The 10,378-nt window shown below is 70.3% G+C and carries 7 protein-coding genes; 1 reads left to right on the plus strand and 6 read right to left on the minus strand.

Annotation, left to right across the window (positions count from 1 at the left end):
* Positions 1-101 precede the first annotated feature (101 nt).
* Positions 102-2,612, plus strand: a complete 2,511-nt coding sequence (locus FJV41_RS18485; RefSeq protein ID WP_141643831.1) for a sensor histidine kinase — start codon at positions 102-104, stop codon at positions 2,610-2,612.
* Here FJV41_RS18485 and thrA read toward each other — a convergent pair.
* From thrA to FJV41_RS18515, 6 genes are all read right to left on the minus strand, one after another.
* Entirely contained in the window at positions 2,534-4,987 is a 2,454-nt protein-coding gene (thrA, locus tag FJV41_RS18490; RefSeq protein WP_141643832.1) for a bifunctional aspartate kinase/homoserine dehydrogenase I, read from the minus strand. The two genes, FJV41_RS18485 and thrA, sit on opposite strands and share 79 nt — an antisense overlap.
* Positions 4,988-5,365: 378 nt before the next feature.
* Complete coding sequence (locus FJV41_RS18495; protein WP_141643833.1) at positions 5,366-6,937, minus strand: adenylate/guanylate cyclase domain-containing protein; 1,572 nt, start codon at positions 6,935-6,937, stop codon at positions 5,366-5,368.
* Between the two features lie 78 nt (positions 6,938-7,015).
* Positions 7,016-8,041 carry an inorganic phosphate transporter gene (locus tag FJV41_RS18500; protein ID WP_141643834.1) on the minus strand — a complete coding sequence of 342 codons (1,026 nt, stop codon included), beginning with the start codon at positions 8,039-8,041 and terminating at the stop codon, positions 7,016-7,018.
* Between the two features lies 1 nt (position 8,042).
* Entirely contained in the window at positions 8,043-8,669 is a 627-nt protein-coding gene (locus FJV41_RS18505) for a DUF47 domain-containing protein (protein WP_141643835.1), read from the minus strand.
* Positions 8,670-8,905: 236 nt separating this feature from the next.
* On the minus strand, positions 8,906-9,232 hold the full coding sequence (trxA, locus tag FJV41_RS18510) for a thioredoxin (RefSeq protein ID WP_141643836.1): 327 nt from the start codon (positions 9,230-9,232) through the stop codon (positions 8,906-8,908).
* A gap of 123 nt (positions 9,233-9,355) precedes the next feature.
* Complete coding sequence (locus FJV41_RS18515; RefSeq protein WP_174489304.1) at positions 9,356-10,258, minus strand: LysR family transcriptional regulator; 903 nt, start codon at positions 10,256-10,258, stop codon at positions 9,356-9,358.
* Positions 10,259-10,378: the final 120 nt, after the last annotated feature.

The following is a 10,378-nucleotide window of genomic DNA, read 5'->3' on the forward strand; positions in this document are numbered from 1 at the left end:
GGACCCAGGTGTGGGTTGGCGTTGGAGCAGGGCGCACGCATCGTTCACGCAGGCGTCGCGCGCGGGGGGCGAGCGACCCCCTGGCCCATCGTCTCCTCGCCATGCCCTCTTCGACCGACAGTCCGAGCCTGCCTCGCCCCACCGGGAGGGATGCGCCTGTCGAGGGCGGCGAGGGCTTCTTCCAGTCCGTCGTCACCAGCATGGCGGAGGGCGTGGTGGTGGCGGACGAGCAGGGGAGGTTCGTCTTCATCAACCCCACCGCGGAGCAGTTGATGGGGGTGGACGCCTCGGGCACGGCGCTCTCCGAGTGGTCATCGCACTTTGGCCTCTTCCTGCCGGACCAGGTCACGCCGTATCCCCCGGAGGACCTGCCGCTGGCGCGCGCCATCCGGGGCGAGTCGATGAGTCAGGTGGAGATCTTCCTGCGCAACCCCGAGAAGCCCTCGGGCGTCTGGCTGCTGGTGAGCTGCCGACCCGTGCGGGACGCGAGCGGAGCACCGCGCGGCGGGGTCGCCGTCTTCACCGACATCACCGAGTTCAAGCGGGCCGAGCAGGCCCTGCTCGAGAGTGAGCAGAAGCACCGGATGCTCTACAACAACACGCCGGTGATGATGCACTCCATCGACCGCGAGGGCCGGCTGATCAGTGTCAGCGACTGCTGGCTGTCCACGCTGGGCTACCGGCGCGAGGAGGTGCTGGGCCACGACTCGGTGGAGTTCCTGTCCGAGGAGTCCACGCGGCTTGCCCGGGAGAAGGTGCTGCCCGCCTTCTTCGCGACGGGCTTCTGCAAGGACGTCCCGTACCGGCTTCGCAAGAAGAACGGCGAGTACCTCGACGTGTTGCTGTCCGCCATCGCCGAGCGCGACTCGAGCGGCGCGTGGGTCCGCTCGCTCGCGGTGCTGCTCGACGTGACGGAGCGCAAGCGCGCGGAGGAGGCCCTCCTGCAGAGTGAGCAGCAGCTGCGGGCCATCCTGGACAACGCCACCTCCATCTTCTTCCTGCTCGACACCCAGGGTCGCTACGTCTTCGTCAACCGGCAGTGGGAGTTGATGTTCCGCCGCACCCGCGAGGACGTCATCGGCAAACAGGTCCACGACCTCTTCCCGCCGGAGGTCGCGGACGGCTTCCAGCGGATGACCGGCGCGGTGCTCCAGCGCCGGATGCCGCTGGCCCAGGAGGAGCGCATCCCCCAGGAGGACGGCCTCCACACGTACATCACCCAGAAGTTCCCGCTCATGGACGCCCTGGGCGTGCCCTATGCCGTCTGCGGCATCTCCACGGACATCACCGAGCGCAAGCGCCTGGAGGAAGCGCAGCGGTTTCTCGCCGAGGCGAGTCGCGAACTGGGCACGTCGCTCGACTACGAGACGACGCTCCAGCGCGTCGCGGAGCTGACGGTGCCCCGTCTCGCGGACGTGTGTGTCGTCTTCATCCCGGGGGAAGGCGGGCGACTGCGTCCGGTGGCGGTGTCGGCCCGAGAGCCCGGGCAGGCCGAGGATGTGCGAGCGCTGCTCTCGGCCCACCCGCTGCTTCCAGATGTCCACCGGGGCCCGGTGGCGGTGATGGCGACGGGGCGCTCGGAGTGCTCGCGATTGCCTGGGGGCATCCTGGACAAGGATGGGCTGGATGCGAGGCAGTGGCGCCGCGTGCGCGCGCTGGGCGGTCGACCCTCCCTCAGCGTGCCGCTCCAGGCGCGCGGCCGGAGCCTGGGCGTGCTGACCCTCCTGTCGACGTCGCGGTCCGCGCGAAGCTTCGGCGCGGACCAGGTGGCGCTGGCGGAGGAGCTGGGGCGCCGCGCGGCCTTCGCCATCGACAATGCGCAGCTGTACCGCAAGTCCCAGGAGGCCATTCGCGTCCGCGACGAGTTCCTCTCCATCGCCTCCCATGAGCTGAAGACACCGCTGACGTCCATGAAGCTGCGCATGCAGCAGATGGCGGCCCTGCTGTCGCGGCCCCGGCCCGACTCGACGCTCGCCACCAGGCTGTCCAGCATGCTCTTCGTCTGCGAAAGCCAGCTGTCGCGGCTGTCGCGACTGGTGGAGCACCTGCTCGACGTCTCCCGCATCCACGAGTCGCGGCTCGCCCTGCGCCCGGAGGAGATGGACCTGTCGATGGTGGCGCGCGACGTGGCGGCCCACCTCCGGGAGCAACTGGAGAAGGCGGGCTGCGAGCTGATGTTGGAGGCGCCGCCGTCGCTGCCGGGCCGCTGGGACAGGCTGCGCTTGGAGCAGGTGATGATGAATCTGCTGACGAACGCGGTGAAGTATGGGGCGGGCCAGCCCATCTGGATGCGGCTGGCCTCCCACGACGAGCGGGTGTGGCTGAGCGTGGAGGACCGGGGGATGGGCATCCCCCGCGAGGCCCAGGCGCGCATCTTCGAGCGCTTCGAGCGCGCCGCCTCACCCAACTACGGAGGGCTGGGGCTGGGCCTCTTCATCACCCGACAAATCGTGGAGGCCCACGGTGGCCGGGTGTGGGTGGAGAGCGAGCCGGGGCGGGGCGCCCGCTTCGTCGTCGAGCTGCCCCAGTGGACTCACGTCAGTGGGCCTTCCACCAGCCGCAGCACGTCCGCCAACACGCCGGACGCCGTCACCGCCGCGCCCGCGCCGTAGCCCCGGATGACGAGCGGCGTGGGGCTGTAGCGCTCGGAGAGGAAGCTGAGCGCGTTTTCTCCGCCCTTCACCGCCGCCAGCGGGTTCTCCAGGGGCACGGCCTTCAGGCCCACCGCGCAGCCCTCCTGTCCGACGCTGCCCACGTACCGCAGCACCTTCCCCTCGTCGCGCAGGCGCTCCACGCGGCGCTGGAAGGCGGCGTCGATGCTCGGCAGCCGCTCCAGGAACGCGTCGAGCGGGCCGTCCGCGTCGAAGTCCGCGGGCAGGAGCGACTCCAGCGCCACCTGCTCCAGCTCCACCTCGCGTCCCAGCTCCCGGGCGAGGATGAGCACCTTGCGCGCCACGTCGGTGCCCTGCAGGTCGTCGCGAGGGTCCGGCTCGGTGAAGCGCTTCTCCATGGCGGTGCCCACCGCCTGTGACAGTGGCACGCCCTGTTCGGTGAGGCCGAGGATGAAGGACAGCGAGCCGGAGAGGATGCCTTCGATGCGGTGCACCTGGTCTCCGGTGCGCAGCATGTTCTTCAGCGTGTCGATGACGGGCAGGGCCGCGCCCACGTTCGTCTCGTACAGGAAGCGGCGCTGGTGGCGCGAGGCCGTCTCGCGGATGGCGCGCCAGTGGGCCATGCGTCCCGCGTTGGCCTTCTTGTTGGCGGTGACGACGTGGAGCCCCGAGGCCAGGAGGGACGGGTAGGCGAGCGCCACGTCCTCGCTGCTGGTGCAGTCCACGAAGATGGGACGGCCCGGGCGCTTCTCGCGCGCCTGCTCGCGGAAGGAGTCCAGCGACGCGGACGCGGTGCCCGCCTCCAGCTTCTCCTTCCACTGCTCCAGGGGAATGCCCGCGGGCTCGATGACGCCCTTGCGGCTGTTGGCGATGGCGCACACCCGCAGGTCCACGCCCTGGGCGCGCAGGTGGGGGGCCTGCTGACGAATCTGCCGCATCAGCTCCCCGCCCACGCTGCCCACGCCGGCCACCAGCAGCTCCACCACCTCCGTGGTGCCGAAGTAGCGGTGGTGGACGTGGGCCATGGCGCGCGGGCCGTCCGCCTCGGTGATGACGGCGGAGATGCTGCGCTCACTGGAGCCCTGGGCGATGGCGGCGATGCTGCAGCCCACGTCGGCCAGTCCGCTGAAGAAGGTGCCGGCCACGCCCACGCGGTGGCGCATGCCGTCGCCGACGATGCTGAGCACCGCCAGCTGGCCCTGGCGCTCAATCGTGTCCACCTTGCCGGCCTCGCGCTCCACCTCGAACTCGGTCTCCAGCGCGCGCACGGCGGCGTCGGACTCCGACTGCTGCACGCAGAAGCTGATGGAGCACTCGCTGGAGCCCTGGGTGATGAGGACCACGGAGATGCCGGTGCGGGCCATGGACGCGAAGACGCGCGCGGCGGTGCCCGGCACGCCCTTGAGGCCCGCGCCGGCGATGTTGATGAGCGCCACGTCGCGCAGGAAGGACAGGCCGCGCACGGGGTGGTCCGGCGGCGCGGCGGAGTCCGTCACCAGGGTGCCGGGGTGCTCGGGGCGGAAGCTGTTGCACACGCGCACGGGGATGCCGCGCTCACGGGCGGGGGCAATCGTCTTGGGGTGGAGCACCTTGGCGCCGAAGTACGCCAGCTCCATCGCCTCCTCGAAGCTCACCTCCGCCAGGGGGAAGGCCTCGGGGACCAGCCGGGGGTCGGCGCTGAAGATGCCGTCCACGTCCGTCCAGATTTCCAGGAGCCGGGCATCCAGCGCGGCCGCGGCCAGCGCCGCCGAATAGTCCGAGCCGCCGCGTCCGAGTGACAGCGTCTTGCCGCGCTCGTCACCGCCGAAGAAGCCCGGCATCAGCATCAGCCCGGGGCCGCTCGCGTCGCGCAGCGGTGCGAAGCGCGCGCGAATCTCGTCCATGCGCGGCGTGGCCTGGAGCGGGTCTCCCGTGCAGATGAGCACGTGGCGCGGCTCCACCGCGTGCGGGGACAGCTTGCGCGCCGACATCAGCGCCTCCAGCAGCAGACAGGAGGCGCGCTCGCCCAGGCCGGACAGGTGGGCGAGCACGGAGGGCGAGCACTCGCGCAGGAGGCCCACGCCCTGGAGCAGGCCGCGCAGCTCGGTGGAGATGGCCGCGAGCCCCAGCTCCAGCGGCGCGAGCGCCTCCAGCTCGCCCCCCAGCTCCCGGGCGATGGAGAGGTGGGTCTGCTCGAAGCGGGAGAGCGCGGCGTCCACCGCGCCGCCCTCCTGCGCGAGCCGCGCCGTGTCCACCAGGAGGTTGGTGATGCCGGTGACGGCCGAGGCCACCACCATCACCCGTGTGTCCTTGCGGGCCTGCTCCACCAGGTCCACCACGCGCCGTATCTGCGCGGTGCCGCCCACGCTCGTCCCGCCGAATTTCATCACGCGCATGACGGCACCTCGTGGAGGGCGGGGAGGCGCGAGGCGGCGGACTGGCGGGGCGTCGTCGAGGTCTGGGTCTGCATGGCGTTCCAGGTGGGTGGAGGAAAACGAAAAAGGCCCCGCGCCGGGGAGCGCGGGGCCAGGTCGGAAGCACTGCCGATTCCGAGCTAGACCTCCCGCGCTCCGCGAGGAGTCGTGGTGGTAGTGGTCGTCGTCGTCGTGCGAGTGGAGGGAGCGGTCGCCGCGCGCGCGAAGGACGAGGACGTCTGTCCCCGGGTCCACGCGAAGTCCTGGCGCATGCCGTTCACGAAGTGGAACGCTGACCGATGACCCCGGTGCGAGTCAAGCCACCCTCCCGAACGAGCGGGCGAGGGCCGCGTCGCTCCATCAGTCCCACGCCACCTGGTGGAGCGTCAGGGCGTCCTGCTTGCCCTTGACCCGGGTGGGCGGCAGCGTCGTCAGGCGCCAGGTCGACTCGCGCAGTCGGGCGCGCGTGGCCTCCGAGAGGACGACCTCTCCCGCCTTCGCCACGCCGCACACGCGACTGGCCACGTTGGTGACATCACCCAGGGTGGCGTACTGCAGATAGTGCCCGGAGCCGATGTTGCCCGCGGCGGCGGGGCCGCTGTTGAGGCCTACGTGGATGCGCAGCTCCGGGTGGCCCTTCGCGCGGAAGCGCGCGTTGAGCGCCACCAGCGCGCGCTGCATGTCCACCGCCGCGCGCACGGCCCTGTCCGCGTCGTCGTCCCGGGAGAAGGGCGCGCCCCAGACGGCCATCAGCGCGTCGCCGATGTACTTCTCAAGCGTCCCCTCGTGACGGAACACCGCGTCCGCCATCACCGGGAAGTACTCGTTGAGCATGTCCACGACCTCCCGGGGACGCAGCGACGCCGACAGCGGCGTGAAGTCGGAGATGTCCGCGAAGAGCACCGTCACCTCCGTCTCCACCACCTCCAGCGACGCGCCCGGTGACGCGTTGAGCCTGCGGACCACGGCGGGAGGGAAGAAGCGCAGGTACGTGTTGCGCAGCACGGCCTCCTCTTCCAACCGTCGCGCCAGCCGCGCGTTGTCGATGGCGACCGCGGCCTGGTTGGCGAAGGCGGTGAGGAACTCCAGGTCCTGCTCCGTGAAGAGCCCGCCCTGCGAGCGGTTGTCCACGTAGAGCACGCCCAGCCAGGTGTCGCGCGGACGCAGCGGCACGCACATGGCGGAGAGGATGGCCTGCGAGCGGATGGAAGCGGAGCTGTCCAGGCGCACGTCCCGCTGGGCGTTGGCGAAGAGGGACGCCAGGCCATGGGTGCGCACGAAGTCGACGATGCGCTGGCTGAAGAAGCGCTCCGGGAGCGTCTCTCCGCTCGCCGCGCGCGCCACGCGAGGGCGCAACTCTCCGGTGGTTTCGTCCACCAGCAACAGCGCCGCGCGGTCCACGCCGAGGATGCGGAAGACGAGCTGGAGGATGCGCTCCAGCAGCGTGTCCAGCGAGCCGGGCGAGGCGAGCAGCTGCGCCACGGCGAGCAGCACCTGGAGCCGCTCCCGCGTCGTGTCGCCCTCGGGCTCCGGTCGCACCCGCAGCCGGGGCGCGTCCGCGTCCAGCAGGGTCTCCAGGGGAGACAGGGTGAAGCGCGTGTCCAGCGTGCGCGTGTGCAGCGGACTCAGCTCCTCCTCGCGCTCGGGGTCGCCCGCGAGCAGCTGGAACCACACCTCGCCGCAGCGGAAGGCCTCGCCTTCCTGGAGCACGTGCCGCTCGACGCGGACCTCCCCCATGAACGTGCCGTTCTTGCTGCCCTGGTCCACCAGCACCACGCGCGAGCCCTGGCGCTCCAGCCGCGCATGGCGCCGCGAGATGCTCTTGTGGAGCACGCAGACGGAGCTCTCGTCCGTCCTGCCGATGGTGGTGGTGCCCTCGGGGAGCAGGAGCTCCTGCTCTCCCTCCCGCCCGGGGTTGAGGATGAGACGCATGGAGGAGGGAATGCTAGCACCCGCCCGCGGGCCTCCCGAAGGAAGTGGCCGGCGCGGGCGGGCAGGGGGAGGCCGGACTCAACCCACCAGCCGGACGACCACCTGGGTAAGCCCGTAGACGAGCAGCGCCATGAGCGCGGCGGCGGGGATGGTGAACACCCAGGCCCAGATGATGCGGCCGGCCACGCCCCACTTCACCGCGCGCCAGCCGCGCGTGGAACCCACGCCGACGATGGCACCGGTGATGGTGTGGGTGGTGGACACGGGGATGCCCAGCTCCGCCAGCGCGATGATGGTGACGCCGCCACCTGTCTCCGCGCTGAAGCCGCCGATGGGCGCCAGCTTCGTGAGGCTGTGGCCCATGGTGCGGATGATGCGCCAGCCGCCGAAGAACGTGCCCAGGGCGATGGCCGCGTGACAGGAGATGATCATCCACCAGTCAATGTGGAACGGGCGGTCCTTCCAGATGGTGCCGAAGAGGACCACCGCGATGATGCCCATCACCTTCTGCGCGTCGTTGGTGCCGTGGCTGTACGAGAAGATGGCGGAGGACACGAGCTGGAGGCGGCGGAACCACCGGTCCACGTAGGTGGGCGTCTGCTTGTGCACCACCCAGGTGCTGATGAGCATCAGCGTCATGCCCAGGAACGTGCCGATGAGGGGGGAGAGCACGATGAAGGCGGCGATCTTCGCGATGCCCGCGCCCATCAGTCCCTTGAAGCCCAGCACCGGCACCGTCGCGCCAATCATTCCTCCGGCGAGCGCGTGTGACGAGGAGGAGGGCAGGCCCCACCACCACGTCAGGAGGTTCCAGGCGATGGCGCCCATCAGCGCGGCGAAGATGACCGACAGCACGGCCGAGGGGCCCGCGCCGCGCAGCATGTCGAAGTTGATGATGCCCTTGCCCATGGTGTTGGCGACATGGACACCCCCGCTGAAGGCGGCGATGAAGTTGAAGAAGGCGGCCCACGCCACGGCCAGGTTCGGTGACAACACCCGGGTGGACACCACGGTGGCGATGGAGTTCGCCGCGTCGTGGAAGCCGTTGATGAAGTCGAAGATGAGGGCGACTCCGACGATCAGGATGACGGCGGCGAGTAGCATCTCAGGAGTGCTCCAGCACCACACCCTCGATGACGTTCGCCACACCCTGACACTTGTCCGTGGCGGTCTCGATGAGGTCGTAGATCTCCTTCCACTTGATGATGGTCAGAGTGTCGACCCCGCTCTTGAAGAGCCGGCCCAGCCCGGAGCGCAGCACCTCGTCCGCCTGCGTCTCCAGCCGCTTGATTTCCTTGCAGCCGGCCAGAATCTGCTCGGGCTTCTTGATGAGCCGCAGCGCCGCCACCACCTCCTGCACCTTCTCCGAGGACAGGACCAGCAGGCGCGCCAGCTCCGTCGCATCCGGCAGGCTGCTCTGGATTTCGTAGTAGTGCAGCCGGGACGCGGCCGCGTTCGCCAGGTCCAGCACGTCGTCGATGCGCGACAGCAGCGAGTGAATCTGCGTCCGGTCGAACGGGGTGATGAACTGTTTGTGCAGACGGTTGAAGGCGGTGTGGGTGACTTCGTCGCCCTGGTGCTCCACGTCCTTGAGCGCGCGGACCCGTGCGGGCACATCGCGATAGTCGCTCAACAGTTCGTACAGCATCTTCGCGCCCTGGACTGTCGCGGCGCACTGCTTGTCGAAGTCGTCGAAGAACTCGTCCGACTTGGGCATCAGCCTTTCGAGCATGGCTACCTCCCGGTTGGGCATGCCCGGGGTGTCACCTGGTCGTGACGCTCCCGTGGCGCGCCCGTGACTACCTCACCTGGGGATAATCGCCAGCCTTCCTTTTTGACTTGCAACTGAAAGCCAGTCACCACAGAGGGCGGCCGTACTCCCGGCCGGTGCTACAGGCCGGGCGCGCCAGGGGTGGGCTGCTGTCGTCCTGGCGCCCCTCTGTCTCCAGCCATTAGCCGGGGCCTGTCTCAGAGCCAGGCGAGCAGCTCCTGCTCCAGCCTCGCCCGGGGCATCGCGCCCACGAGCTGGCGGACCACCTTGCCCTCCTTGAACACGAGCAGGCAGGGCAAGGCGCGGATGCCGTAGCGCTGCGCCGCCTCCTGGTGGGCGTCCACGTCGATTTTCGTCACCTTGAGCCGGCCCCGGTACTCGACCGCCAGCGCATCGAGGATGGGGGAGATGAACCTGCACGGGGGACACCACGCGGCGGTGAAGTCCACCAGCACGGGCCCCTTTGCTTCCAGTACTTCCCGGTCGAACTCCGCGTCTCCCAGCTCGATGACGTCCGCCGCCATGTCCTGTCCTCCTCGTGGGGCACGGCCCGCGGGGCCGCGCCTTGCGTGTGGAGGGAAGGTGTAGTGGCCCCAGGGCCCCGGAACGAGAGCCCCTGGCGGAACGCTTCGTTGCGGGAAGTGCTCCTAACGGGCGCGGCCCGGCGCGGTGGCCTCTTCCCAGGGAAGCGCGGCGCCGCGCTCACCCAGGAGCGTCAGGAAGGCGCGCACCTTGGGGGGAAGCTGCCGGCTGCTGGGGTAGACGGCGAAGATGGGGATGCCCGGTGGCGTCTCTGTCTCCAGCACGGGGACGAGCAGCCCGTTCCTCACGTCGTCGACGACGAGCGACGCGGGCAGCCGCACCACGCCCAGCCCCGCGCGAGCCGCCGCCTGTCCCGCGCGCACACTGGGCACCCGCAGCCTTCCGGTGACGGGGATGCTCTTCGCGGTGCGGCCCTCTCCGAAGAACCAGACCTCGTCGGTGCCGGGCTCGGCCAGCACGACGCAGGCGTGGCCCTGGAGCTCCGCCGGGCTTTTTGGAGTGCCCTGCCGGGAGAGGTAGGCGGCGCTGGCGTAGTAGCCGGTGCGCAGGCGCCCCAGCTTGCGCGCCACCAGCGACGAGTCCGCCAGCGGGCCCGTGCGCAGGGCCAGGTCGTACTCCTCCGCGATGAGGTCCACGTGGGCCTCGGCGAGGGAGACCTCCACGCGCAGGAGCGGGTGGCGCAGGAGCAGCTCGGCGATGACGGGCGTGAGCAGCTCGCCCAGCAGGGAGAGGGTGGCGATGCGCAGGGTGCCCTGGGGCGTGGTGCGGGACTCACCCAGCGCGCGGTTCACCTCGCGGGCCTCGGCGACCAGCCGCGCGCAGTGGGCGTGGTAGTCGCGCCCGGCCTCGGTGAGCCTCAAATGTCGGGCGTTGCGCTCCAGGAGTCGCACCCCCAGGCGCTCCTCCAGGGCGGAGAGCCGGCGGCTGACGGTGGACTTGCGCAGCCCCAGTCGCGTGGAGGCGGCGGTGATGCCGCCCGCGGTCACCACCTCCGAGAAGAGGAGCATGTCATCCAGAAGGGGCGGGCTCGGCGGCACGCGGACAGCCTAACCGGGACGGTTGTCCGGCTCCTCTCCCTTCGGGCCCCCGGGCGTCACTGGGGCTGTCTCTTATACACAACTCCGAGC

It is taken from the genome of Myxococcus llanfairpwllgwyngyllgogerychwyrndrobwllllantysiliogogogochensis, from assembly GCF_006636215.1.
Taxonomy (GTDB): Bacteria; Myxococcota; Myxococcia; order Myxococcales; family Myxococcaceae; genus Myxococcus; species Myxococcus llanfairpwllgwyngyllgogerychwyrndrobwllllantysiliogogogochensis.